Origin of the sequence: Marinifilum sp. RC60d5 (genome assembly GCF_052400665.1) — a bacterium.
Classification (GTDB): domain Bacteria; phylum Bacteroidota; class Bacteroidia; order Bacteroidales; family Marinifilaceae; genus JBQTGK01.
Window position 1 is genome coordinate 602,845 of the sequence record NZ_JBQTGK010000004.1, and the last position, 26,902, is coordinate 629,746.

The window sequence follows — 26,902 nt, forward strand, 5'->3', positions numbered from 1 at the left end:
AATAATGAAGAAATTAATCCTATTGTGTCTGGTGGCACTGTCAGTTTTAAGAGTACAAGCACAAGAGTACAAAATATCAGGAACCATTAAAGGTTTGGATAAGATAAATGGAAATATTTTTATTGAGGATGAGAATGCAGAACGAGGCTTTAGGATCGATTCTGTTAGATTTGAAAAAGGAGCTTTTACTTACTCTGGAAACATAGATGAACCTAAAGTTCTTGCTATGTCATTTCGTACAGATAAGTTGATGAAAATGGTTGATCGTGGTTATATTCCAACAAAATGTGTATTGTTATCTTATATTGCTTACCCAGGAGCAGATATTAAGGTGAATGGAGAAGCAAAGGATTTTTGCGATGCGTATCCTTCAGGTGATCCGGAGAATGAGTTAATGGCGAAGTTAAATTCGAAGATTTCTCCACCTACCAATGAGGTAGTTAACCTAATGATTAAACATGCAAAAGATACAACATTAAGTGCTGCGGTTAAACAAGCTGACGAAAAGAAAAGTGAAGAGCTTGGGAAAAGGATTGAACAAATAAGAATGGACTTTTTAGCTCAAAATGCTTCTTCGATTGCCGGACTTTGGTTGATGGAAGATATGATTATTCGCTCTCAAATTGAGATGGAAAAAGTAGCAGAGCTAATGGAAAAGGTTGATGCTGATAAGTATAAAGGTCTTTCTTATTATAAGTCTTTAGCAAGTAGAGTTAAAGGTTATAAAGAAACAGGAATTGGAATGAAAGCACCTGCAATTACTGGAACGAATGTACTGGATAATACTGACTTCAATATTGAGTCATTACAAGGGAAATATGTGATTATTGATTTCTGGGGAACATGGTGTGGTGCTTGTTTAGCTGGTGTGCCAGAAATGAAAAAGTTTCGCGATGCTCATGTCGATAGACTTCAGATTGTAGGTCTTGCTAAGGATAATGATGTTGCGAAAGTTCAGAAGTGTATGACGAAAAAAGGCATGAATTGGCCAAATATTCTTGTGGGTAAAGGAGAGCAAGATTTTGTTGCTAAATACAATGTACAAGGATATCCAACCAAAATTCTTTTGGACAGAAATGGAAAGATATTATATCGTTCGGTAGGTGAATCAGAAGAGTTTTATCACGAAGTTGAGAAGTTAATTGCAAGATAGGTTTTATTCGTAAAATATAAACTTTTAAAAATGAAGAAAATAAATTTACTACTAGGAATCATTATCCTTAATGATAATGATTTCATGTACTTCCAAAGAGAATGTTGATTATGTAATTGTAAAAGGAAACATTCAAAATTACAATGGCGAGAGGTTTATGTTTCAGGGAGGTTCAATACCTGTAAAGCTAAATGAAGATGGTTTTTTTCAGGATACACTTAAAGAAGGGAAAAATAGCTTTTATTTTGAAAGAAACAATGTTGATTTGTATGCACTTGGAGGAGATGTAATTGAAATTACGGCTGATGCTAAAGACTTTAAAAATACTTTAAAATTTGCTGGCGATTTGGCTTCTTTCAATCACTATCTTCAGGTAAAAACAGAAATGCGAAATGCCGAAAGAGCAAACATGAAAGAATTGTATACTCTTAACGAAGCTGATTTTATGAAGAAATCGAAAGAGAGTACAGTCAAGTTAATGAGTGAGTTCGAAAAAGTAACTGATATTCCAAACTCATTAAAAGAGATGGAAAGAAAAGCTGTTGAATACAAATATTATTCAAGTTTAACTACCTATGTAAGCTATCATCCATACATGGCGCAGGATAATTCTTATGAGCCATCGGCAATGTTTTTGGCTGAATTTGATAAAGTGGATTTGACCAATGAAAAACTAGCTGAATATTCAAGCGAATTTTACATTTTTGCCAGAAGATATGCTACTGTAAAAGGAAATTTGCTGTATAAAAAAGAAGCTTTGTCTTCTCCGATATTGGGTTTCATGAAGGTGTTGAATTCTATTGAAAATCAATATCTAAAAAATAAGCTTGGACACATTACCATGCTTCAGAATTTAGCAAATGCAGAAGATAAAGATGCTTTATACGAAGAGTTTAAGAAAGGGTGTACAGAACAAGATAAGATGGAAGAAGTTACAAAACTGTATAATAAAGTTTGCAAACTGGATAAAGGAATGCCTTCGCCTAAATTTGTTGACTACGAAAACTGCGCTGGAGGTACATCTTCTTTGGACGATTTTAAAGGAAAGTATGTTTATATCGATGTTTGGGCAACCTGGTGTGGACCGTGTAGGGGGGAAATTCCTCATCTTCAGAAAGTAGAGCATAAATACCATGGCAAAAACATCGAGTTTGTAAGTATTTCTGTTGATCAGGATAAAGACAAATGGAAAAAAATGGTTACCGACAAAGAATTAGGTGGAGTTCAGCTAATAGCTTCGGATAAGCAGTTTACTGATGATTATGCTGTTTCAGGTATTCCGAGATTTATTTTGATTGATCCAAAAGGAAATATAGTAAGCAAGAGTGCTCCTCGACCATCAAATTCTGAGTTGATTACTTTATTCAAAGAATTGGGTATTTAATTAGTCGATTTTAATTTATTATAAGCAGTCTTCTTTATTCGGGAAGACTGTTTTTTTGTAATATTTATTGGTGACTAAAAAAATCGATAGACTCAATTTATAGCTTATAACTCTCTCTGTTAATAATATCTACAGGTAAAATTTCGTCTCGGGAAATTGGTTTGTGAAGCATTACATGCTCGAATAATTTTTTTACCGATTTAAATCCTTGCTGATAAGGATGTTGGCCAATTAGGTATTTTATGGTTCCCTGATTTAGGTATTTAATATTTTGCTCGATAGGATCGAAGCCAACCAAAACGATATCTTCTAACTTGTTTTTTATTAGGTATTCAGCAATTTTATAAACTTTTGATCCAGTTATAAAAATGGCTTTAATATTTCTATTTTTTGATAGAATATCGTCTAGCTTCTCTTTAATTACGGTCGATTTGGAAGTTGGAATTTCAATGCTGATTTTAAGTCCTTTATTATTGCCGTATTCCACAAAATAGCTTAAAAACCCTTGAGTTCTATTATTTAAATGGTGAACATTTTCCAGGTCTTTAGCTAAATTAATAATTAAAATATCGCCACTTACGGGGATACTACAGTCTATGATATTTGCAGCAACTCTACCGCCATGAACACCATCGCTGCCGACATAAGCCAGGTAGTTACATTCTTTTATTTTGGCCTCAAGAAAAACATAGGGAATTCCATTTTTTTCTAGTTTTTTGATAAACTGTAAACTTTCTTTTTTAAATATTGGTGGAAATACAACACCTGCAGGTTTTAATTTAAGGATATCATTGGTTTGCTGAATAAAATCATCTTCGTCATAATGAGTAAAGAAGAATTTTTCAACCTTAACTTGAAATTGTGACAATTCAGCAGCAGCTTCACTTATGCCATCCAGAGGTTTGCGCCAGAAAATATCTTCTTCGGTTGGAGTTGGGAGTAGGGCAGCAAAAATGCATTGTTTTTTCGATGTTAAAGCACGAGCAATAAGGTTGGGTTGGTAGTTGTTGGTTGTAGCAATTTCTAAAATTTTCTTTTTTGTTTCTTCTGCAACTTCTCCTCTGTTATGAAGAACTCGGTCTACTGTTCCTACCGAAACACCAGCTTGCTCAGCTATATCTTTTATGCGTATTTTTGCTTTTACCATTTTATCATTAAAATTTCATTTCTAATTTCTGGAAAAAGGAATAAATCTGGTAAACTAAAAGTGGCATTTTTAATTAGTCAAAAAATAAACAGCTTTGTAAAAACCTATTGGTATTCCTCATATTTAAAGAAAAAAAGGAAAGAGAGAACTCTTTCCTTTTGTGCTAACCTAATTGTTACAATTATGAAACAAAAAATAAAATCAATTTTGTCACAAAATTAAAGATTACTAAATTTTTGAACGTTTACTGTGCCATTAAAAGTGATATGGCAAAACGGATGAGGTGATTGTATTCAAATCCGTTTTGCCTTACTATCACACTAACCTTGACTAATTATATAATTGAAACTTAAAAAGCTAAATTTACAATATGTGCTTTATTTAAGCGCAGTAAATAGTTAAGCAGTACAATCTGCTTACTATTATTTTCTTATCTCTTTAATAATTGAAATAGCATTTGCTGTAGCCTCTTCAATAGCCTTATAATCGAATGAACCATCAGCATTTTTAATCATAAGCTGAGAACCCATTCCTACACAATGTACACCAGCCTTAAACCATGCAGTTAAATTTTCTCTTTCTGGTTTAACACCTCCTGTTGGCATAATAGATGACCATGGGAATGGACCTTTTGCAGCTTTTACAAATTCCGGACCACCAACTTGTGCTCCTGGGAAAATTTTAACAACCTCAGCACCTAATTCTTCTGCATAAGAAATTTCTGTTAATGAACCACATCCTGGTGACCATGCTACTTTTCTGCGGTTACAAACCTTAGCCATTTCGGCATTTAAAATTGGTGACACTACAAAGTTTGCACCCAATTGAAGGTATAATGAAGTAGTACCGGCATCAATTACTGATCCTACACCCAACATCATTTCAGGGCATTCTTTGGCAGCCCATTTGTTTAATTTTGCGAAAACTTCGTGAGCAAAATCGCCACGGTTTACAAATTCGAATAAACGAGCACCACCACTATAGCATGCTTTTAATATGTTTTTACAAACCTCAATATCCGAGTTGAAAAATACAGGAATCATTCCTGTTTCTTTCATTTTTAATGCAACTTCTATTCTTGAAAATCTAGCCATTTCTTTATGTAATTATGAGTTGTTATTTATGAAATTGAATTCACAACTCATTATTTATAATTAATATTTATCTTGCCACACGACCAGAAGCATCACCGTCCATTAGTTTCTCAACCTCATCAACAGTTACCTGATTGTAATCGCCATAAACAGTATGTTTAAGACATGAAGCAGCAACAGCAAAGTTTAATGCTTTTTGATCATTTTTAGGCCATGTAATTAATCCATAAATTAAACCACCCATAAATGAATCTCCACCACCTACACGGTCAACAATGTGAGTAATTTGGTAAGTATTGTTTGCTTTAAACAATGTTTCTCCGTCGTAAAGAACGCCAGTCCATGAGTTGTGATTCGCATTAATTGATCCACGTAAAGTAGTAATCACTTTTTTACAACGAGGGAATTGTTTCATTATTTGCTGAGATACAGAAAGGTATGCTTCAGCATCTACATGTCCGCCAGTTACATCAACACCTTCTGGTTGAATACCTAAAACTTTTTCGGCATCCTCTTCATTACCTAAAATTACATCGCAACCAGCAACTAATTCAGGCATAACCTGATCGGCAGTTTTACCATATTTCCAAAGATTTTTTCTGTAGTTCAAATCTGTTGATACAGTAATTCCTCTTTTATTTGCCTCTTTAATAGCTTCTAAACAAACATCAGCAGCACCTTGCGATATTGCAGGAGTAATTCCTGTCCAGTGAAACCAGCTTGCACCATCAAATACTTTATCCCAATCGATCATTCCTGATTCAATTTCGGAAATTGCAGAATGAGCTCTATCGTAAACAACTTTACTACCACGGCTTACAGCACCTGTCTCAAGAAAATAAATTCCCAAACGATCTCCACCCCATACAATGTTATCAATGTTAACACCATATTTTCTTAGGTCCATCATACAAGCACGTCCGATATCATTTTGTGGTAAACGACTTACAAAATCAACATTTAAGCCATAGTTAGCCAAAGAAACTGCTACATTAGCTTCTCCACCACCATAGGTTGCATTAAAATTATCTACCTGAGAAAATCTTGCATATCCCGGAGTTGCAAGTCTTAACATGATTTCACCGAAAGTTACAACTTTGTTCATCTTTATAATATTGTTTCGTTATGATTAAAAATTGAAATATTTATTTGCGATTTTATCGCTTATTTCTTGCATTAAAATTTTTCTATAAAAATTACGTTTGCGCACACGGAAAATTTGAAAAAATAATTTGAAACGTTTCCATAAGTTTCAAATAAAACTACTGCTCTTTGATCCGTGTTCGGACACGAAGGTAATCTACTTTTATAATATTAGCAAATTTAATTGTGCTTGTTTCGTTTACTGTCCATTAAAAACGAAGCTCATATATGTATAGTAAGAATTAGTTTAAAGTGCAGTAGATTCAGCGATTTTTCAATTATTTAGATTGAAATAGAAGAAGAAAAGTGAGTTTAGATGTGAGATATTATTTATAATTATTATAAACAATATTGTGGTGATTTAAATATTTTGGCAGTAAATAAGTGCAGATATAGGAAGATAAATATTCCTTTTTTTTAGTTTAAAACTGATACAGATTAATGCACTCCTGGTTAATGATATCGAAGGGTAAAATTTCATCTTTTGTAATTTCATGATTAAGAATTACATGATCGTATAATTTTTTAAATGCCTTAAATCCTTGCTGATAGGGGTGTTGGCCGATAAGGAAGTTAATAGCTCCATTGTTAAGGTATTTGATATTTTGTTCTATTGGATCGAATCCAATTAAAATAATATTATTTAGATTTTCCTTCTGCAGGTATTTGGCTAGTTTGTAGGCTTTCGATCCTGTTGTAAATATTGCTTTTATATTTTTATTGGTTTTAAGAACAGAATCAAGTCTGTTTTTAATTTGTTTGCTGTCTGAACTCGAAATTTCCAGATTTATTTTGAGTCCTTCATTTTTACCCTTATCCATAAAGTAGCTCAGGAAACCTTGAGTACGTTTATTAAGGTGAAGAACATTTTCAAGATTTTTGGCCATGTTAACAATTAAGATATCGTCGTTTTTTTGCAGACCGAAGTCAATAATGTTGGCGGCAACTCTTCCTCCCTGATAAGCATCACTACCTACGTAAGCTAAATAGTTACTGTCTTTTAATTTTGATTCCATAAAAACATAAGGAATACCTTCTTTTGCTAATTGTTGTGTAAATTTCAGACTTTCTTTGGTAAAAATAGGGGAGAATATAACACCGGAAGGATTTATTGCTAAGATTGCTTCGGTTTGGTTTATAAAATCCTGATTGTTATTGTATTCGAAAAAGAAATTTTCTACAGCTACCTGAAATTGTTCATGTTCAGAGGCAGCATCATTAATTCCATTAAGGGGTTTTTTCCAAAAAATATCATCTTGTGTTGGTGTTGGTAGTAAGGAAACAAAAACCGACTCTTTTTTAGACTTTAATGCTCTTGCAATTAAGTTAGGTTGGTAATTGTTTGCTTTGGCAATTTCCAGAATTTTATTTTTTGTTTTTTTTGCAACTTCACCGCGATTGTGCAGAACACGATCTACGGTTCCTACCGATACACCAGCTTGTTGAGCTATATCTTTTATGCGAATTTTTGCCATTCTATTCCCTTTATGCAATTAAGTTAATAGGTTATGTTATTTATTTGTAGTCGGAATTGCCAAATAAATTCCGACTACAAAACTAATACTTAATTAAAACCCGAAAAAACGAGGTAAGAACATACTTAAGTCCGAAATGTAAGTAACTAGAAGTAAGCATACGATCATAGCTATAAACATAGGAAGTAAGGGTTTTATAACCTGCTGTATTTTTATATTGGCAACACTGCATCCAATAAATAAAACAGATCCAACAGGTGGTGTGCATAATCCTACACTAAGATTAAGTACCATAACAATTCCAAAATGTACCGGATCAATTCCTAAATTAACCACGATTGGTAAAAAGATAGGGGTAAAGATGAGTACTGCCGGAGTCATATCCATAAATACACCAACAAATAAAAGAATAAGATTAATTAGAAGTAAGATAACAATTGGATTATCGCTTAGTCCTAATAAACCCGCACTTACATTTTGAGGAATGTTTTCATAGGCCATAATCCATGATAAACCAATACAGGTGGCAACAAGAATTAATACAATGGCAGTTGTTTTTACTGAGCCTAGTACAATTTTTGGGATATCCTTAATTGTAATTTCTTTGTAGATTAAACTTAAAACAAGAGCGTAAAGAACAGCAACGGCCGAAGCTTCGGTGGCGGTAAAAAATCCTGCTATAATTCCACCAATTACAATAATTAGTAAAAATAAACTAGGAATTGCATCCCATAAAATTTTTATTCCTCGTTTCATGCCAGCGCCTTTATTGCGTAATTTATAGGCTATAAAGCCAATTACTAAAGCCGCAAGAGTAGAGCTAACACCTTTAAATCCAGCTGGTGAGCTTGCTTTTAGTAGGTTTAAGCCATAAATCACCGAAAGGATAAGCGCAATGCCAATAAAAACTTTTAATAGGCTTGTTAGCATGGCACTAATGCCTTTGTTCTGATAAATTGAGATACTCATTGCCGTTAGCATAATAGAGAATCCGGTTAAGATTCCAGGAATATATCCAGCCAGAAAAAGTGCTGTAATGGAAGCTCCACCACTAGCAAGTGAATACACAATTAAGATATTACTTGGAGGGATAGATAAACCTGTAGTTGCCGATGCAATATTTACCGAAGCACTAAAGCTTTCGTCGTAGCCTTCTTTTTTCATTTGCGGGCCCATAATGGCACCAATAGCCGATGCCGATGCCGCTGCTGAGCCTGAAATTGCTCCGAATAACATATTGGCAAACACATTAACAAAAGCTAAACTGGCTGGTAATCGACCTACTAAAATACGGGCTAAATTTATTAATCGAATGGCAATACCTCCACTATTCATAATATTTCCTGCGAGTATGAAAAAGGGGATTGCCAGGAGAGCAAAACTATCTAATCCGGTTGCCATTCTTTGTGCAAAAGTTGCAAAAGCAGGTAATGAATCGATACTTACCAACATGGTTAATATGCCCGATATTCCAATGCTAAAAGCTATGGGAACACCAACTATCAGTAAGAATAAAAATGATGTGATTAAAACAATAATTCCAATATATTCCATTAGTTCAATTCTTCTGATGGTTCAACAATAAATACAATTGAGTAGTAAAGGGTAATTAATCCGCTAAGGGGTAAAACTAGGTAGATATAACCCAAAGGAATTTGCAATGCTGCCGAGTTAACATTAAACTGAAAGCGAGTAATTACTAACCAGCTTCCGCCTATTATCATTACCCCAATTGCAAATAAAGCAATGCAAACATTAATAAAACGAAGCAAGTGTTTTTGATTTGCTGGCGACGATTTTTGCAAAAGCAAGTCAATTGCTAAATGCTGTTTTTGCCCTGCCACATAAGCAGCTCCCAATAATCCGACCCAGATTAATAAAAAACCTGCTAATTCGTCGGTAAAGGAACTGGGCGATGCCAGTGCATAGCGGCTTATTACTTGCCAAAGTACATCGAGCACCAATATGCACATTAGGCTAATAAGTATCTTCTCGAGTATTCTATCTAATTGATTTTTGAATGTCATAGGGTTTACAGTATTAGTCTTTTGTTGCTTGAATACGTTGGATTAATTGATACAATTCAGGTTGTTCCTGATAAGAATCGAGTAAACTCTGAACGCGTTTGGCAAAAGGTTCTTTTTGAGGATAAGTAATCTTAACTCCATTTTCTTTCAATTTCTCTAAAGATTCCTTTTCCGATGCTGCCCAAAGTTCACGTTGCTTAGCTACCGATTTTTTTGCCGCAATTTGCAACCATTTTTTTTGTTGATTGTTTAATTTATTCCAAACAACAGTGCTTATAATTAAAACATCAGGAACTCTGGTGTGTTCGTTTAAAGAATAATTTTTACAGACTTCGTAATGATGTGAGGTATAAAGACTGGGAGGGTTATTTTCTGCTCCATCGACAACACCACTTTGCAGTGCAGTGTATAATTCTCCCCAGGAAATAGGTGTTGGAGAGCCGCCCAAAGCTTTTACCATACTCATGGCTGTTTGGCTCTTCATTACACGCATTTTTAATCCTTTTAAATCTTCTGGCTTTTCGATACTCTTATTTATGGTGTAAAAGCTTCTTGCACCAGCATCGTAAAAGCATAAGCCTTTTAAATTAAATTTCTCGGTAGAAGCTAATAACTCCTCACCAATTGGTCCATCTAAAGCTTTAAAAGCATGAGATTTTGAACGAAATACATAAGGTAAGCCTAGTACTTGATAATTATTGGTGAAGCCTTCCATAATAGCAGCCGAAACTTTTGTTATGGCTAAACTTCCCAATTGTATTAATTCAACACATTGTTGCTCGGACCCTAATTGACCACTTGGATAAATTTCAAGACTCATTTGTCCATCGGATATTTTTTCCAATTCATCTCCCATATATAGCATTGCTTTATGAACTGGGTGTGTTGGATCTAATCCGTGCGCTAATTTTAATGTTTTGTGTTTGCTTACTTCCTGACAACTAAACAGCAGAAAGCAAGAGATAATACCTAAAAGTAGCTTAGAAAATATTTGTATTTTTTTCATGCTTTATTTGGAGCTAAAGATTTAATCTAATTTTTATCGTTTAAAACGAGTATGTCTTGTTTTTATTTAAGACTAGCCATTAATCCTTGTTCTAATCCTCTTAGTTCTGCTAAACCTTTCATTCTTCCGTACAAAGAATATCCTGGATTGGTTGTTTTTGGAAGATCATCCAGCATTTTGTTACCATGATCGGGACGCATAGGAATTTGCCAGTCTTTTCGGCCTGATTCTTTACGTTCTTTTTCTTCAACCAATAAAGCTTTCATTACAGCTGGAATATCAATGTCGCCATCAAATAAGTAGTTCTCAAAGAAGTTTCCTTCAGCATCTCTACTTACATTTCTAAGGTGAACGAAATTAATTCTTGGAGCAAGAATTTTTGTCATTTCAGGAAGATTATTAAAATGACCAGCTCCGAAAGATCCGGTACATAAAGTAATTCCATTGGAAACAGAATCTACAACTTTGGTCAATTCAACAGCATCATCTATTGTACTTACCACTCTTGGCAATCCTAGCAAAGCACGTGGAGGATCATCTGGGTGAATAGCCATGCGAACACCTGCTTGTTCTGCTACTGGAATAATTTCGCTTAGGAATTCGAACAAATGTTTCTTTAATTTTGGAGCATCAATTTCTTTGTATTCATCTAATACTTTTTGAAAGCTTTCTAAGGTATATGATTCTTCAGCTCCTGGTAATCCGGCAATTACGTTTCTGGTAATTTTCTCGATTTCTTCAGTCGTCATAGATTGGAATTTCACTTCTGCTCTTTTCAAAATCTCTTCCGAATAGTCAGCTTTTGCATTTTCTCTTTTCAGGATAAAAACATCAAAGGCAGCGAATATATCCATATCAAAACGCAAAGCATTCGAACCATCTCCTGATTCAAACGCTAAATCGGTTCTTGACCAATCTAATACTGGCATGAAATTATAACAAATGGTTTCAATTCCACAGGCACCTAAATTTTGAATGCTTAACTTGTAGTTATCGATATATTTTTTATAATCTCCAGTTTTCTTTTTAATATCTTCGTGAACAGGAACACTTTCAACAACAGACCAACGCAGTCCGGCAGCTTCAATTTCGGCACTTCTTTTTTTAATTTCTTCTATGGTCCAAACCTCTCCGTTTGGAATCTGGTGAAGAGCTGAAACAATTCCTGTAGCTCCTGTTTGTTTTATTTCTTGTAATGATATCGGATCGTTAGGACCATACCATCTCCATGTTTGTTCTAAAGCCATTTTCTTTTTTTTAAATAGATAAGCAAAACAGAGAAGAATTTAAATACTTCAACTGTTTTGCAATATCAAACACTAAGCTAACTAATCTATATTTTATAACAACTTATACTCCGCTGTATGCGCTAAATCCACCATCAACAGGAATAACAACTCCGGTTACAAATGCCGACCAATCGGAAAGTAAATAAAGCAGAGTTCCCTGTAGTTCTTCAGGAGTACCGTAGCGTTCCATTGGTGTGTTGTTTATAATTTTATTTCCTCGAGCAGTTGGTTCTCCAGTTTCTTCATCGGTTAGTAAAAATCTGTTCTGATTTGTTAACAAGAATCCTGGAGCAATTGCGTTTACGCGAACACCCATTTTCGAGAAGTGAACAGATAACCATTGTGTGAAGTTGTTAACTGCTGCTTTTGCTGCTGAATAGGCGGCAATACGAGTAAGTGGTCGGTATGAATTCATCGATGAAATATTTACAATAGATCCTTCTTTCTTTTCGATCATATCCATTGCAAATACCATTGTTGGTAGAATGGTTCCTTTAAAGTTTAAATCAAAAACTTTATCAAAACCTTCCATTTTCATTCCAAAAAAAGTTTCATCAAGATTCTCAAGGTCAGCATCTACCATTTGGTCTACACCAGCGGTAGCAAGTGGTGAGTTTCCTCCTGCACCATTCACTAAATAATCAATGCTTCCTAATTTATTGTTGATTACTTCTTTTGCACTTTGTAATGATTTTTTATCAAGAACACTTGCTGCTACTCCAATAGAAGCTACATTGTATTCTTTTTCAATTTCCTGAGCTAATTTTTCTACAGCTTCGGCATTAATATCTAATAATGCTGTTTTTACTCCCATTGCAGCTAACGATTTGGCCATTGTAGAACAAATCACTCCGCCAGCTCCTGTAACAACGGCTACTTTATCTTTTATATTCGTATTCATTTTATGTAGTAATATATATGATTAAAAATTGAAATAATTTTTAGCATTGTAATAACAAATTCCTTGTACAATTTCTTTTAATAACTTTTCATTGTATGGAAGTAAGCCTTTCTCAACGTCGTTCCCAATTAAATTGCAAAGGATTCTGCGGAAGTATTCGTGTCGAGAATAACTTAAGAAAGAACGGGAGTCGGTAAGCATTCCTACAAATCGGCTTAAAAGCCCAAGGTTAGAAAGTGCATTCATTTGTTTCTCCATTCCATCTTTCTGATCTAAGAACCACCATCCGGATCCCCATTGAATTTTACCAGCAATTTCTCCATCCTGAAAGTTTCCTATCATAGTTGCATAAACCTCGTTGTGAGCTGGATTAAGATTGTATAAAATTGTTTTTGTAAGCTTTCCTTCTGTTGCTAAGCGATTCAAAAATTTAGACATGTCTTTAGCAATCAATTTGTCGGCGATAGAATCGAAACCTGTATCGGCACCAAGCTTATTGAACATTCCGGTATTGTTATTGCGAATAGCACCAATATGGAATTGCTGAACCCAGCCTTTAGAGTGATCCATAACTGCAAATTCGTATAACATTGCTGATTTAAAGATTAAAATTTCATCATTAAATAACTCAAGGCCACTTCTTATTTTTAAGAATATTGCAGATACTAATTCAGGAGTAAAATCTTCAGCAAAAAATTCTTCTAAACCATGGTCCGAAGCTTTGCATCCCATTTCGGCAAAGAAATCATGACGTTTTTGCAAGGCATTTAATAAATCTTCGAAAGTGAGGATTGCTATATTTGCTGAGTCTGATAATTTGTTAATATACTCATTGTATTCTACTACATTATCAACCGCCATTGCTTTGTCTGGTCTCCAGGAAGGAACTACTTTCGTTTCAAATCCTGAATCCTTAATTTTTTTATGATACTCCAATGAGTCGGCAGGATCGTCGGTTGTTCCTATTACCTCAACATTGGCTTTTCGGATTAGATTTTTACACGAAAATTCAGGAGTATTTAATTTTTGATTACACTCATCCCATATTTCTGTAGCAGTATCTGGACTTAGAATTTTTTCGATGCCAAATGGCTTTTTTAATTCAAGATGAGTCCAGTGATATAAGGGGTTACGAAGAGTGTAGGGTACAGTATCGGCCCAGTTTTTAAATTTTTCCCAGTCCGAAGTTGTTTTTCCGGTTATTCCCTCTTCTTTAACTCCATTAGCTCTTAAGGCTCTCCATTTATAATGGTCGCCATATAGCCAAATTTGAGTCATATTGTCAAACTGTTTATCTTCTGCAATTTCTTGCGGCGAAATATGACAATGATAATCTATAATTGGAAGATCAGCTGCATATTCGTGATATAGTTTTTTTGCTGTTTCGGTTTCAAGTATAAAATCCTTGTCTAAAAATTCTTTCATGATATTTTAGATTTCAATAAATTAACGTTTTCGAGCACGGATAAATAAGGCATAATCCTAAATTATAAATTAGTTTTCTTTTATAATCGTATTGATTTATACTGTTTTAAATTTCGTGTTCGTGCACGAATATACGTTGATTTTTCATTGTTTGCAAATTTGAAGGGTCTGTGCTTTATCGAAATTGATCTGATCAAAAATGATGCGGGTTAAATAGAATTTGCACGTAAATATTGAATATATTGATATTGTGCCTTTATGCAGTTTATTTGTAAACGATAAAGAACTGTATTTATCCTTTAAGAAAATTAGTCTATTTAAATTGGGTCTAGTTTGTACGATATGAGATTGTTTGTTGTGTTTTTAAATGATTTGTATTAGTCTGGTATTTTTGTGCTTAGTCTAAAATTAATGAGCTTGACTTGCGTTATTAAATTTTGAATAGTAGAGTACAAATAGGTATTTAAAATTGTATTGTACCATATAAAGACACTAAAAATTCCAAAATAAAGTTGAATCATTTTGTTGATAAGGAAACCTTAAGTATAAATAGAAGTTATTGAAATAAGTAAACCAATATTTCTTGTTTACTTACTTTTCCATTTTTGCAGTAAGTAGATTTATCGATACTAGCTGTTTCAAGGTTGTGGCAGGGAATAAGTACAGCTAAAAATTTAAAAGTGTGGAGCATGTTTAAATTTATTGCAGAACTAATTTGCAAAATATTCAAAGCCATGCAAAAGTCAGTTATCTAGATAGGAATACAAATTAATGCCTTGTTTCCAGTGATGATCTATTGTAAAGCGAGACTATAAGCAGCTTCGCCATCTCTGCCAATTTCCGGATCGCCAATTTTATTGTCTCCATAACTTACGTGATGTACATGCTTGAAAGGTGTTGGAGTTTAATCCCGAGAGGATCCTTCCCAGTCAAGCATTTTTTATAGATACTTAACCAGGGCTCATCGCTATTGTTCACATGTGCTTTTATGGAAGTAAGATCTTCCGTATTGTGCATGATACCTTAATGAGTAATTTTTTTCTTACTAGATCTTTTATAAATATATAAATACGATGGATGGATTTTGTGCTGTAGCTTTATGTTTGCTTGTAGAAAAATGGTGCAAGTTTTTCGAAGAGGTTAAGCTGATTTAAAATAAAAAAGAGTCTCACTCATGCAAGACTCTTTCTGTAAATTTTTAAGCCAACTGTTTTTGTTCCAATAATTTTACCATGCCCAAAACGAATTTGTTGGCAGGTGTAGCTATGCCTAGTTCTTTGCCAAATCGAACTACTGTTCCATTCTGATAGTCGATTTCGGATGTTTTGCCGCTGAGTACATCTCTAGCCAGAGAAGACATGGAATCGGCAGGATAGGAATCAATGATGGACATAGATTTCTCAACAATATTTTCGGGCAGATTGATGTTTTTTGCTTTGGCAATTTGGCTTACTTCAGTTAGCACATCAATTAGGATACTTCTTGATTCGGGTGTTTCCCGAATTAGACCATAGCCTTGATTAGCAATGGTTCCAACTCCGCTAAGGCAGATTAAAATGAATTTTTGCCAGATAGAGGACTGAATGTCATCGCTGAGTTTGCAGCGGATATCTGCTTTTTTGAGCAGCTCGCGAATGAGTTCGCATCTCTCACTTTTTGCCTGGTCAAGCTCTCCAAAAATAATCATGGGTTCCTGTAAACCTACGTGCTTGATTATTCCCGGAGCTTCTATATAGCTAAAAATCATGCACAGTCCACCTAAAATTTGTTTTCGATCGAAGAATTCAGATAGCTCATCGGCTGCCAGTACACCATTCTGAAGGGGAAGGAGCAATGCTTTTTTTTGCAGGCTTTGGGCAAGCTGAGGAGCAATCTCTCGAATTTGCCAGGCTTTGCATGCAAAAATAACAAGATCGCACTGGCTTAAATCTGAAATTAGATCGCTCGCAAGTGCAGGCTGAATGAGTACATCTTTTTTTATACTTTTTACTTGTAACCCTTTTTCTTGAATTGCTTTTAGGTGTGCTCCTCGGGCTAAAAAGTGAACTTCGTTTCCTGCTGCTGCTAAACGGGCTCCAAAATAGCCTCCTACTCCTCCTGTTCCTATTATTCCTATTTTCATTTCTATATAGTATAATTTTTGGTGATTATTTACTGCTTATTATTTTCGAGTATGACACGGGTTCGGGGCAAACTTTCGGGGTAGTTTTTTTGAATGAACTCGATCATTTTTTCGCGTATGTAGACTCTAAGATCCCAAGCGGTAGGTGAGTTTTTAGCGCTTACTAATATTCGTATTTCAAGGCTGCTCTCCTTCGAATCGGTTACCTGTAGCACATTCACATCGCCATCCCACAGGTCGGTCGATTCCAGTAATTGGGTGAGTTCTTTTCTAAGAATATCGAAAGAAATTTGGTAGTCGGTGTATATAAAAATGCTGCCAATAATGTCGGCGGTAGTACGAGTCCAGTTCTGAAAGGGTTTTTCAAGAAAATAAGTTGTGGGCAGCACCAAACGCCTTTTGTCCCAAATTCTCACCACAATATAGGTAAGGTTGATTTCTTCTATCCAGCCCCATTCATTTTCTACTACCACAGCATCGTCTACCCGAAAGGGTTGGGCAACTGCGATTTGAATTCCCGCCAAAAGGGCACCAACAATTTTTTGTGCCGACAAACCAATGATGATTCCCACGACTCCAGCTGAGGCAAAAATCCCAACGCCAATTTCTTTAATGCTTTCAATGGAAAGAAGAATCAGGCCAATGGCACTGAGGATAATGACAAAGACAATTACTTTTTCGATGATATTAATTTGCGTGTGCAGTTTCCTGGATTTTAGATTGTCCTCGTCGGAGATATCGTATTTTTTTAACAATCGATTTTTAAAAATTCGTATTGTTTCGATAATAATCCAGGAGATACTTGCAATGTAAAGTGCATGTTTTACGATCCCTAGAACGGAATTTTCACGAAAGTAGGTCGCATCAATAAGTGTGAAAATGTGTTTTTCGCTGACTAAAAAAAGTAGGATGAGGATGCTGATTAGTAACCGACTGTATTTTTTCATAGGGCTATGTTTTGGATTTTGGAGTTTATTTGGGGGGCTGTGCTCCTTTACTGTTTGTTTGGCTATGCGTTTCGTCCTCGGAATAGAAGAGAAATATCTGCTAAAAAACAATTTCGAGATATGAATGTAGCCATCTTTTTGCAGCCTCGCAAGTCATCCTGAAAATAAAGCGCTAAAGAGAGGATTCAAAATTGCAAGCCAAAGACCTGTATTGATAGGTATTTCTACGGATTTTGATTGAATGGTTCTTATTTGCTAGCTACCAGCTTTTCTTTTAGTTCTATAATTGTTTGAATGGTACTTGTTGGCTTTACTTCCCATGGATCGAAAATGGAACGTTCAGAACGCTGCACCCAAGCCGAATGCATACCATGTTTAAGGGCTCCCAATACATCAAAAGGATTGCTAGAGATCAACCAGGAGTCGGATTTTGTAGAATGCGTTTTCTGATTGAAGTACTCGTAAACCTGAGGATCGGGTTTGAAGGTTTGAATGTCTTCTACGCTCACGATTCCATCAAAAAGAGGTCTTATTTGTGCATTTACCAAAAGCTGCTCAATTGCCTTATTGCTTCCATTGCTAAAAGCGTACAAGTGATGTCCGGCCTTCTTTAGTATTTGCAATCCTTCTTTCACATCTGCGAAAGCAGGCAGTACCTTATAAGCATTCATGAGCGTTTCTTTCTGATTATCGGTGAGTTTGATCTGGTATGATTTGCAACAGAAGTCGAGCGCATTTTTGGTGCAGACCGAAAAATCAACGTATTGCCTCATTAGTCCACGGCGAAAAGAATATTCTAGCTGCTTGTTTCGCCAGCTGTCCATAAAAGGCTTGGCTTTTTCTCCAATGAGCACCTGCAGGTTTTCAAAAACGCCCGATGTGTTGATTAATGTTCCGTAAACATCGAATGCCAAAGTATATTTCATATTTAGTACTTTTTGAATGTCTTTTTTATCTGCTTCCTAGGCTTGTATCTGATTGAGTAATTGTGCAGCATTTTCGCATTTTAGAAGCGATTCAGGCTGTTGCTCGAATTTAGGGGGTAAGATGGAAGGGCATATCTTATCGACAAAACCATGATTTTTCACCACATTTCCATCTTCACAAGTTAGTCCGTATTTACAGGTGTAGCATTGAGAATAAGCACCCAGCAAGAATTTAGAAATCACTTTCATGTTATTCATTTTTAAAAAGTAATCTGTAATTTTTAGTACCTGACTGTTTGCTTCATCGCTGGAATAGCCAGTAGAAAAAATTACGGCGGCTTTGTCTTTTAGTAGGAAAGCTCCCTGGTGGCGAAAGCAAAAACACCGTTCCAGTAAGCTATGCGATAGAGCATTAGGAATATCGTAATAGTTTGGTATTCCGAATACAATAGCGTCGGCTTGTACCATTAAATTGGCAATTTCCTGAAAATCGTCATTCACAATGCATTCATTGTCTTTGGTGCATCCCAAACAACTAATACAGCCGCCAATGTGTTTGCCTGCCAGCGAAATGTATTTGGTTTCGCCTTCGCATTTCGAAAGAATATATTTTATGGCATTGGCAGAAATGCCATTGGGACGGGGACTGCCTGAAATTCCTAATATCATAAATGTTTGTTTCTGATGAGATTATTTTGGTGTTGTAAACTTGAGTTCAGGGATGTTTTCTGCTTTGTCCCAATGGCAATTAAGGCCTGGAATATCCAACAGGCAATTTGCAAGGTTTTTTTCCATTCGAAACGATGGGGGAAACCAAAAGCAAGCTGCTTGTATAGTATGAGTGTTTCTTAGGCAATTTTATTTCCTGCATTGGCACCAGCACTCTGATCGAATGCCTCAATAGGTTCGAATAGCCATAATCCGCGGCATGGCAATCCTAATTTTTCCAATTCGTCTTTTGCGGCATCAAAAAGAGGCCCATCGGTTTGGCGGCCTTTTACTTCAGCTACTACCTGATACGATTCCATCCCTTTCACTACCAGTACACTTACTGTTTTGTTGACTTGTAAATTCTTGGAAGTACTTTGCATTAAAACTTCAGCAGCACAAATTAAATTGGCTTCGGGAGCCATGGCACTTCCAACAACAATTGAGTGAGGCACTCCTTCGGCAGATACGGTTGTTAATACTCTTGTTGCTTCTTTGTCGTTTAACAAGCGAACGACTTCTTCTGGCATTTTCATTGTAAAACTTTTTTATTATTAGTAATAGCTTTCCTTTTGATACTAACTGTCCGGTTAGTTTAAAGGAAAATTTTTAAAATGTCTTCGATATGTTATTTCAATGACTTCTTTTTCGATGTATGCTTTCTGCTTGACCATGCTATTAAATTATACCCAAAGCTAATCGATCGTTTAGAAAAACCAATAAATTTGTAGCTATTGTAAAACATCCATACTATTAAAAACAAATCACAAATGCAGTTCTGCATTTGTGATTGTTTGTGTAACCGATCAATTAAGACTTGATCGATAACTAGTTGCTAAATTTAAAAACCGGAAGGAATTCAAGTAAAGCAGATTCAAAATTTATTGCAAATGGAGCCTTTTTATAACGTCAATATTTTTTCATCACTCTTTATGTAGGTGGTTAAGGATTCTCCCATGTACTTCACATCAAGCTCCAGCTTTTCTAGAATAGCACTTACGCCATATCTATCGGCACAGGCACGACAAGCTTCAATCGTAACGCCGGCAGTACGCATTTTTTGTACTTCCAATTGAATTTGATCATCTTCGGCTATGAGTTTTGCAGATTCTCCCCAAACGATAATATTCACTTGTTTCCACCATCCCTTACTCAAGGCATTAATTGAATACATGGAAATCATATTGAGTACGGTATCTTTATTGGTGGTGGTCCAAAGAATGTTTAGTTTGTCCATTTACGTAATTTTACAGGAATAATTGCAGATCGCGGCCTCTTGTGTGAGAAGAAGCAGGATTCATATCTTCAAATATTATTTTGTAGCATTTATCTTTTCCAAAGCAGCAATGATGTCATCTGGTTCGGCACGATTTCTATAATCAGCATCTAAAAATGCATATTGAATAATTCCTTTTTGGTCGATCACGTAGGTGGCAGCCAGTGGTAATTCGTTACTTTCATCGCCATTGTAGCCATGAAGATCGAATGCTTCCTGATAGATAGCTGCTACTTCGGGTGTCAATTCAAATACAACTCCGTATTCTTTTCCTACTTTATTATTCACATCGCTTAGCACCAAAAAATCGAGATTGTGTTTTTCTGCAGTATTCATCGATTTATCAGGTAATTCAGGTGTAAGCGCTAGTAGTGAGCCTCCAGCTTTTGTAATCTCGGGAAGTCGTTCTTGCAAGTAGTGCAAAGTAATGTTGCAATAAGGACACCATCCGCCTCGGTACCAGATAAGCACAACAGGACCTTTTTCCAATTCACGATATAAGTCAACGGGTTTACTCATTTGGTTGTTAAGGGTAAAATCAGGAACCTTATCTCCAACATTGAGAGCTTTATCCAATATACCCGATTTTTTTACAGCCTCTGTTCCTTTTCCGTAAATTTTCTTTTTTTCTTCTGATGCTACTTTAGCAAACTCAACCCGTCTAGTGTTGAGCAAGGAGTCTAAAGGTTTTACCGTATTATTCTTAGTTTCCATGGCGCTTGGTTCTTTCGTGTTATCGTTTTTACTCGGTTTTGTTTGACAACCTGTAGTCATCAGTAATACGGCAAATGCCGCAAGAATGCTTTTTGTGTACATGATGTTTTTTTAGATTAGTTAAGATTAAATTGAATTAGCTTGTAGGCTTGACGCTTATTTTCTGGTAAATAAATTTGAGAAGTTGTGAAATAAATATTTCCCTTACTGTCTTCGGCGAAGGAATCTGGCCATCGAATAGATTTATCCTGAATCAATTGAATTAATGTGCCTTTTGTGTTTATTTTGTTGATTGAATTATTTTCTAAACCGCCCAACCATAAATTGCCTGCCTTATCGAATAACATACCATCTGTTGCAGGAATAGACATCACTTTTTCAACCTTATCAGCAACTTGCTCCTTCGAAAGATTTAAATCAGATAGCACTGAAGTAGAAATTCGATACAAAGTATGCCCTGTTAGAGCAGAGTAGTATAAATAATTTAAATCAGGACTAAGAGCAATACCATCGGAATGAACTGATTTATTCCAAGTTTGGCCAACACAAATTAGAGAATCTAATTCACTTTTTGTTGAAAAGTGATTGTCAAGCAAACGACGAGAAGTACCTGTTTTTAAATTTAAAACAATAAGAGCACCTGTTCCGGAGTCACTGATATAGGCTATTTCTCTTTTCGTATCAATGCGCACATCGTTAAAATATGAATGTTTACGATATGATGTTTTCGGAAAGCGGTAAGCTTTTTCTTTGGTGTTAGTTTTTAGATTGAACTGGTATAAAATAGGACCACCTTCTACAATCCCCTTGAAAAAGGGATTTTTGGTATCTAAAACCCAAAGTCGATTTTTTTTGTCGACCACTACCGACTGTACGGCTAAAAAGGCTTCTTTATTTTCATTATTGTTCCAGTTTTCATTGGGATAAGCACGAGTTTTACCGTCTACAATTTCGGCTACACTAACAGGAACATCCTGAGACCATTTTGGATAGTTAACAAATATTCTATTCTGTGAACTTATCGCAAGCCCTGTCCATTGTTTTGTTGATGAGGCAATGACATGAAGAGTAGTGCCAGTCTTTTTTTCTGCATTTTGACATGCTGAAGTGGCTAGTATCAACAGGATAATGCTTACGTAATAAAATCTCTTTTTCATTGATAAATAGATTTAAAGTGAGAATTATGTAGTATCTCTTACTATTTTTTCTGTTCTAAGTATTTATAAATAGCAGCTGAATCCATTCTTCCCATTCCCGATTTACTTGCTTCGGCATACAATTCTTTTGCTTGATTAGCCAAATACAGTGTTTGTTCATTTTCAGTAGCTGTAATATCTGCCAAATTCAAATCTTTTAGCATTAATTCCAGAGGGAAATAGGGTTCGTAATCGTCATTTTTAATACTCTGAGCCTTCATTTTTAAAAGCGGTGAGCCAACTACAGAATTGGGAATTGTATCCAATAGAAATTTCTTTGAAATACCCATTTTTTCACCCAGAAGGACAGCTTCGGATAGAATGACTATGGTTTGAGCAATCATCATATTAATGAGCATTTTATAGGAAGCACCTTTGCTGGTTTCTCCTATTCGCAAGGTATTATTGCTCATCATATCCATATAAGGTGCGACTTCTTTTAGGGTATCTGCATCTCCACCAACAATAAAAACGAGTTCTGCATTTTGAGCTGCCATTTTTGAACCTGAAACTGGTGTATCTAAAAATCGAATGTTATTGAGCTTGGCTTCCTTTTCTTCCCTTAGGCTAAAGGAAGGGTTAACCGTTGAACAATCGGCCCAAATTGCATTTTTTTTCATTCCCTGCAAAAGACCTTCTTTTCCAAAGAATAAGGATTCGATTACCTGAGGAGTTGATAGCATACTGAAAACAATATCGGCATCCTTAACGGCAGACAGGGCCGAATCAGCAATTTTTACATTCTTTAAATTGAGAGCTTCAATTTTTTTCACTGTTCGATTGTATACGCTAAGATCGACCTTGTTTTTTGCAAGATTAGCAGCCATTCTACTCCCCATAATACCTAATCCTATAAAAGCAATTTTCATTTTTCCCTTAATCTTTATCAGTGAGTTGGTATGAATTTTCATGATTCCTGGCAGTTAGGTGCAGTTTGTTCTGATACAATAAATCTGTTAATACGTGTTTGTAAACTGCTACCGATTGAGCTCCAGTAAGTAAACTAGATTGGTTGAAAACAATTGTGGGTATCGATGAGATGCCTTTATTTTTCCAAAAGGATTCCTGATCAATCAGTTGATTTCGGTAAATTTTGTTTTCCAGTCTCTCTTTGGCAAGATTAGTATCTAAACCAATATTTTTTATTTCCTCAAGAAGAATTTTCCGATCAGAAACATTTTTTCCCTCGCTAAAATAGGCTTCGAATAAACGCATTTTTAGTTGGGTTTGTTTGCCTGATTCTTTAGCATAAGCAAGTAAAATATGAGCATCTCGGGTGTTTACAATTCTTTTCCCATCATTAAAATTAAAGGTAAAATTTACTTCTTCTCCAAGCTTCATTATGTTTTCTTGTGAACTTCTCCATTGTTCAGGAGTACTACCATATTTTCGTTTCACATGATCAAGAATATCTTCACCTTCGGGGGGCATATTGGGATTTAACTCAAAAGCTTGCCATGATATTTCAACTTGATTTTGTATTTCCATTTTATTGATGGCTTTTTCTAGTCGCTTGTAGCCGATGATGCACCAAGGGCAAACAACATCAGAGATAATATCTAGTTTAATTTTACTACTCATTTTAAAATGGAATTATTTAATTATTCATTAGAATTTTCACTTTCTCAAATCAAAAATTGATATGTATTTTAAGTCAGCATAAGCTATCTTGCCTGTGTTGATTTATCTTTTTGTTTCTTCTTTTGCTCGAGCAGAATTAAAAGTGAAGTTTACATTTAGCAGGAACATTTGCAATTGATTTAGTTCCTTTTGTTGTAACAGATACATTGTCTTTTCAATGAGCTCTTGTTCTTTGTATTTTTACCTCATGACCATTTATTTTTTGGGTCGTTTAAAACTAAGCATTCGCTTTATATCGGGCAAGTGTTAATCCGTTAAAAAATTGTTAATACATATAGATTGTAAAAATCAATGTTAACTATGTATTTGTACGTAAAACTAAAATAGCAATAACATAAGCATTTACGTAAGCTTACATTGGTAATCTATTTTGTTGTTAATATTGATTTTGAAGAATTGAGACGAGTTCTAGTAGATCTTTAACTACATAATCGGGCTTTTTTACATTTGGATAAAGAACTTTTCCTGGTCTGGCAATAAAAGCTGTTTGAAAACCTACATTTTTAGCACCTGCCAAATCCCATGCATGGGCAGCCACCATTAGTACCTCTTCTGGTTTTACCTGAAGATCGTCAAGTACCATTTGGTAGGTGTCGGGATGTGGTTTGTATTTTTTTATGCTACCAATGGTGTAACGTTTTTCAAAATAATCGGTTAATCCGGCATTTATAAATTGCGTTTTAACTCCTATGGCTGATGAATTGGTTAAACTAACGATATGATAAGTGTCCTTGTTAAGTGATTTTAGTCCGGAAACCACATCAGGATAAGCTTGTAAGGAGCGAAGAGGCGTTACAATTGATGTTTTGGCATCCTCATATTTCATATCAATATTTTGCGTTTTTGCGACCATCATGAGAGCTGCTGTTCCAATTTCACCAAATGGGTGGTAGTTATCGCTTAATGTTTCTACCAAAGAGTAGTGCAACATGTTAGAAAACCACAAAGGCAAAAGATCTTCTCTGCCATTAAGGGCTTCACCTACTGATTTTTTTAAGGGTGACAGATCCAATAGGGTTTCATTCACATCGAATACAATTACTTTGGGTTTTGGTAAGCTGTTTTTTTCTGTGTTTTGAGCTGGTGCAGAAGTAGAATGTTTACCTACTTGGGCTTGTACCGATGTTTTTATTCCTAGCAAAAAGATGGCAATAATGATGATCTTTGAAGCAGATCTTCGGATGGATGGAAATGCTTTATGTCGGTTTGTATTTGTTCTCAAAGCGGCTTTATTTCTGATTGATGAATTCATAATTTTAGAATTGATTTATTCTTTAGAAAAGTATTGCCTCAACTTGTTATTGGTTGAGGCAAGTGACTGTTACTTTTTTTTCCAGGCAAATTTTTTGAAAGCTTGATCAATAGGAGTATCGGCAACATGATTGGTGTAGTTACTAATCACTTTTTGCGATAATCCTAAAATTACTTCCAATACATGGCGTTGTTCGTATCCGGCAGTAAAGAAGGCTTCTAATTCAGCCTCGCTTACAGCACCTCTTTTACGAACTACCGCAAGAGTGAATACGTGTAAGGCCTGAAGTTTATCGGTGGGCATGCTTGTTCCATTGCGCAAGGCATCGGTAATGGCATCGTCTACCTGCATCATTTTAGCAATGCCAGTATGTCCTGGTACACAGTAATTACATTCGTGCTCTACATTAATGGTTTGCCACACAACGGTTAACTCATCATTTGTAAACGATGTGTTAACGAATAATTCGTGTAACATTTGGTAGGCTTTAAGCAGGCCTGGAGCTTCGGCTAATACACCATGTAAGTTTGGTATCATTCCAAAGGATTTTAAAGATTCTGCCAATATAGGCTGACTATCTTTTGGAGCTGATTCTAATGTGTGAATTGTAAATTCGGTCATGATATTCTGTTTATAACATTTAATTAATTTGTAATCCTAATGATAAGCGAATGCTTAGTTATTAGGTAAAAAAAAGGTTTTCCTTTCTGTATAGACCTTTTTATATTTTACTGGTGTAAAACTAAACGAATGCTTAGTAACTTGCAAGAGTGCTTCAGTTAATAAAATGTTAATGCATTTATTTTTTTGATTTAATCTTGAATGAAGATGTTAGCAAGTTGTTTGTTAGTGTGGTTTGTGATTGGGAAAGATATCGAATAGATGGGAGTAAATTAGGGGCTGATTTCGCAAAAGGTAAGTTCTGAAGATCATAAAGCCTCAATCAGACTGATCGGGGCTTTTGTTATTAGATGATTTTTCTTCTAAAATCAGCTTAAAGTTATTCTCTTTCGCTTCCTATTTAAATAGAACTACTATAGTTTTTCAAATGTAGTTTCAATAAAATCTTCGAGCTCTTGCTGATTGCAGAATTTTGAAGCAACAGCTAAGCCTTGTTGTGCAATCAGTAAATAGTTGACTTGTTTCAAAATGGTTCGATCACTTTTGCTACTATCCGTTTTTAATTTCTCAATGAATAATGCCTTTCGTTTTTCCACAAACTTCCATATTTCAGATAGAATTTCTTCATCTCCATCTTCGCCCAGTTCGGTGGCCGTATTCACAAGTAAACAACCTCGTTTTTGTTTACTGTTACTTGAAATTTCCAGAAAATCGTAAAAGAATTGTTTGATAGCTATTGCGCCATCTGGAGATTCTTTTAGTTTGTTTACAATTTCATTGAGTTTATTTTTATAGCATTTTATGCTTTCCAGAAGTACCCCCTGTTTACTTCCAAAGCTTGAGTACATCGAAAATTGATTGATTCCCATTGCTTTTTCCAGCATACGAACAGAGGTGCTTTCATATCCATTTTGCCAGAATAGGTTCATTGCTTTTTCAATTACCTCTTCTTCGGTGTATTTTTTTTTTCTTGCCATTTTGTTTTGTTGTATTCTGCAAAACTAATCAATCGCCTAGTAATACGAAAACTATTTAATTTTTTTTCGGGTTAGGTTTATTAAATAGTATTGATCTAAATATGACAAGAAATATACTATCTCTCAATAGCTTAGTAGAACCAATAAATATGTTACATCAAATAAACAAAAATCTTAGGCATCGTAATCTTATTATCGATTATTTGTTTTACGACAGCCTTTGCGCAAGAAAAACTATCTTCGGATTCTGTCTCAAAGAAGATAGATGAGATTGTACAAACAGAAAATTTTGGGAAGATGGTTGGTGCAGGAACAGGTGTAATTGCAAAAATGATTGAACAGATTCGCCAAGAAGCTCCCAGGGTTGAATATAAAGTAATGGAAATTCAAAGTGTTGAGAAATCTTCATTTAATTTTTAATGATGGGAATTCAGATCCTGGTAAATTGCTTAAAGAATTTAAGGTATATTCTTCGACG

General features: G+C 35.2%; 26 protein-coding genes. 3 read left to right on the forward strand and 23 right to left on the reverse strand.

The window, feature by feature from the left end:
• The first annotated feature begins 4 nt into the window (after positions 1-4).
• Together ACT3CE_RS12565 and ACT3CE_RS12570 are read left to right on the forward strand one after the other, a co-directional pair.
• The gene (locus ACT3CE_RS12565) at positions 5-1,153 is read left to right on the forward strand and encodes a redoxin family protein (RefSeq protein ID WP_444710114.1); all 1,149 of its coding nucleotides are present in this window, start codon (positions 5-7) and stop codon (positions 1,151-1,153) included.
• A gap of 76 nt (positions 1,154-1,229) precedes the next feature.
• The gene (locus tag ACT3CE_RS12570) at positions 1,230-2,537 is read left to right on the forward strand and encodes a TlpA family protein disulfide reductase (RefSeq protein ID WP_444710115.1); all 1,308 of its coding nucleotides are present in this window, start codon (positions 1,230-1,232) and stop codon (positions 2,535-2,537) included.
• 97 nt (positions 2,538-2,634) lie between these two features.
• Here ACT3CE_RS12570 and ACT3CE_RS12575 read toward each other — a convergent pair whose 3' ends face one another.
• From ACT3CE_RS12575 to ACT3CE_RS12685, 23 genes are all read right to left on the reverse strand, one after another.
• Complete coding sequence (locus ACT3CE_RS12575) at positions 2,635-3,684, reverse strand: LacI family DNA-binding transcriptional regulator (protein ID WP_444710116.1); 1,050 nt, start codon at positions 3,682-3,684, stop codon at positions 2,635-2,637.
• Between the two features lie 422 nt (positions 3,685-4,106).
• Complete coding sequence (locus ACT3CE_RS12580; RefSeq protein ID WP_444710117.1) at positions 4,107-4,778, reverse strand: bifunctional 4-hydroxy-2-oxoglutarate aldolase/2-dehydro-3-deoxy-phosphogluconate aldolase; 672 nt, start codon at positions 4,776-4,778, stop codon at positions 4,107-4,109.
• Between the two features lie 67 nt (positions 4,779-4,845).
• Positions 4,846-5,883 (reverse strand): PfkB family carbohydrate kinase, encoded by a 1,038-nt coding sequence (locus tag ACT3CE_RS12585; protein ID WP_444710118.1) that lies wholly within the window; start codon positions 5,881-5,883, stop codon positions 4,846-4,848.
• A 460-nt stretch (positions 5,884-6,343) separates the two neighbouring features.
• A complete protein-coding gene (locus ACT3CE_RS12590) occupies positions 6,344-7,396 on the reverse strand; it encodes a substrate-binding domain-containing protein (RefSeq protein WP_444710119.1) in 1,053 nt (350 codons plus the stop codon).
• 93 nt (positions 7,397-7,489) lie between these two features.
• A complete protein-coding gene (locus ACT3CE_RS12595) occupies positions 7,490-8,950 on the reverse strand; it encodes a TRAP transporter large permease (protein WP_444710120.1) in 1,461 nt (486 codons plus the stop codon).
• Positions 8,950-9,423, reverse strand: coding sequence for a TRAP transporter small permease (locus ACT3CE_RS12600; protein WP_320120405.1), 474 nt, complete (start codon positions 9,421-9,423; stop codon positions 8,950-8,952). The genes ACT3CE_RS12595 and ACT3CE_RS12600 overlap by 1 nt, the downstream gene beginning before the upstream one ends.
• A gap of 13 nt (positions 9,424-9,436) precedes the next feature.
• On the reverse strand, positions 9,437-10,429 hold the full coding sequence (locus ACT3CE_RS12605) for a TRAP transporter substrate-binding protein (protein ID WP_444710121.1): 993 nt from the start codon (positions 10,427-10,429) through the stop codon (positions 9,437-9,439).
• A 62-nt stretch (positions 10,430-10,491) separates the two neighbouring features.
• The gene (gene uxuA / locus ACT3CE_RS12610; protein WP_444710122.1) at positions 10,492-11,676 is read right to left on the reverse strand and encodes a mannonate dehydratase; all 1,185 of its coding nucleotides are present in this window, start codon (positions 11,674-11,676) and stop codon (positions 10,492-10,494) included.
• A 103-nt stretch (positions 11,677-11,779) separates the two neighbouring features.
• Positions 11,780-12,619, reverse strand: coding sequence for an SDR family oxidoreductase (locus tag ACT3CE_RS12615; RefSeq protein ID WP_444710123.1), 840 nt, complete (start codon positions 12,617-12,619; stop codon positions 11,780-11,782).
• Between the two features lie 21 nt (positions 12,620-12,640).
• Positions 12,641-14,044, reverse strand: a complete 1,404-nt coding sequence (gene uxaC, locus ACT3CE_RS12620; RefSeq protein ID WP_444710124.1) for a glucuronate isomerase — start codon at positions 14,042-14,044, stop codon at positions 12,641-12,643.
• Between the two features lie 1,198 nt (positions 14,045-15,242).
• The gene (locus ACT3CE_RS12625) at positions 15,243-16,166 is read right to left on the reverse strand and encodes a ketopantoate reductase family protein (RefSeq protein ID WP_444710125.1); all 924 of its coding nucleotides are present in this window, start codon (positions 16,164-16,166) and stop codon (positions 15,243-15,245) included.
• A gap of 29 nt (positions 16,167-16,195) precedes the next feature.
• A complete protein-coding gene (locus tag ACT3CE_RS12630) occupies positions 16,196-17,113 on the reverse strand; it encodes a mechanosensitive ion channel family protein (protein WP_444710126.1) in 918 nt (305 codons plus the stop codon).
• 248 nt (positions 17,114-17,361) lie between these two features.
• Positions 17,362-18,039 carry a haloacid dehalogenase type II gene (locus ACT3CE_RS12635; protein ID WP_444710127.1) on the reverse strand — a complete coding sequence of 226 codons (678 nt, stop codon included), beginning with the start codon at positions 18,037-18,039 and terminating at the stop codon, positions 17,362-17,364.
• Between the two features lie 36 nt (positions 18,040-18,075).
• Complete coding sequence (locus ACT3CE_RS12640) at positions 18,076-18,708, reverse strand: flavodoxin family protein (protein WP_444710128.1); 633 nt, start codon at positions 18,706-18,708, stop codon at positions 18,076-18,078.
• Positions 18,709-18,887: 179 nt separating this feature from the next.
• On the reverse strand, positions 18,888-19,283 hold the full coding sequence (locus ACT3CE_RS12645; protein WP_444710129.1) for a pyridoxamine 5'-phosphate oxidase family protein: 396 nt from the start codon (positions 19,281-19,283) through the stop codon (positions 18,888-18,890).
• A 365-nt stretch (positions 19,284-19,648) separates the two neighbouring features.
• Positions 19,649-19,984 (reverse strand): DsrE family protein, encoded by a 336-nt coding sequence (locus ACT3CE_RS12650; protein WP_444710130.1) that lies wholly within the window; start codon positions 19,982-19,984, stop codon positions 19,649-19,651.
• A gap of 75 nt (positions 19,985-20,059) precedes the next feature.
• On the reverse strand, positions 20,060-20,839 hold the full coding sequence (locus ACT3CE_RS12655) for a peroxiredoxin-like family protein (RefSeq protein WP_444710131.1): 780 nt from the start codon (positions 20,837-20,839) through the stop codon (positions 20,060-20,062).
• Positions 20,840-20,853: 14 nt separating this feature from the next.
• Complete coding sequence (locus ACT3CE_RS12660) at positions 20,854-21,894, reverse strand: L-dopachrome tautomerase-related protein (protein WP_444710132.1); 1,041 nt, start codon at positions 21,892-21,894, stop codon at positions 20,854-20,856.
• 41 nt (positions 21,895-21,935) lie between these two features.
• On the reverse strand, positions 21,936-22,844 hold the full coding sequence (locus tag ACT3CE_RS12665) for an NAD(P)-dependent oxidoreductase (protein ID WP_444710133.1): 909 nt from the start codon (positions 22,842-22,844) through the stop codon (positions 21,936-21,938).
• Positions 22,810-23,514 (reverse strand): DsbA family oxidoreductase, encoded by a 705-nt coding sequence (locus tag ACT3CE_RS12670; RefSeq protein ID WP_444710134.1) that lies wholly within the window; start codon positions 23,512-23,514, stop codon positions 22,810-22,812. Before ACT3CE_RS12670 ends, ACT3CE_RS12665 begins: the two co-directional genes overlap by 35 nt.
• A gap of 436 nt (positions 23,515-23,950) precedes the next feature.
• Positions 23,951-24,826, reverse strand: coding sequence for a haloacid dehalogenase type II (locus ACT3CE_RS12675; protein ID WP_444710135.1), 876 nt, complete (start codon positions 24,824-24,826; stop codon positions 23,951-23,953).
• A gap of 69 nt (positions 24,827-24,895) precedes the next feature.
• Positions 24,896-25,447, reverse strand: a complete 552-nt coding sequence (locus ACT3CE_RS12680; protein ID WP_444710136.1) for a carboxymuconolactone decarboxylase family protein — start codon at positions 25,445-25,447, stop codon at positions 24,896-24,898.
• 413 nt (positions 25,448-25,860) lie between these two features.
• Positions 25,861-26,424, reverse strand: a complete 564-nt coding sequence (locus ACT3CE_RS12685) for a TetR/AcrR family transcriptional regulator (RefSeq protein ID WP_444710137.1) — start codon at positions 26,422-26,424, stop codon at positions 25,861-25,863.
• A 297-nt stretch (positions 26,425-26,721) separates the two neighbouring features.
• Here ACT3CE_RS12685 and ACT3CE_RS12690 point away from each other — a divergent pair, with 297 nt between their 5' ends.
• The gene (locus ACT3CE_RS12690; RefSeq protein ID WP_444710138.1) at positions 26,722-26,844 is read left to right on the forward strand and encodes a hypothetical protein; all 123 of its coding nucleotides are present in this window, start codon (positions 26,722-26,724) and stop codon (positions 26,842-26,844) included.
• Positions 26,845-26,902 lie beyond the last annotated feature (58 nt).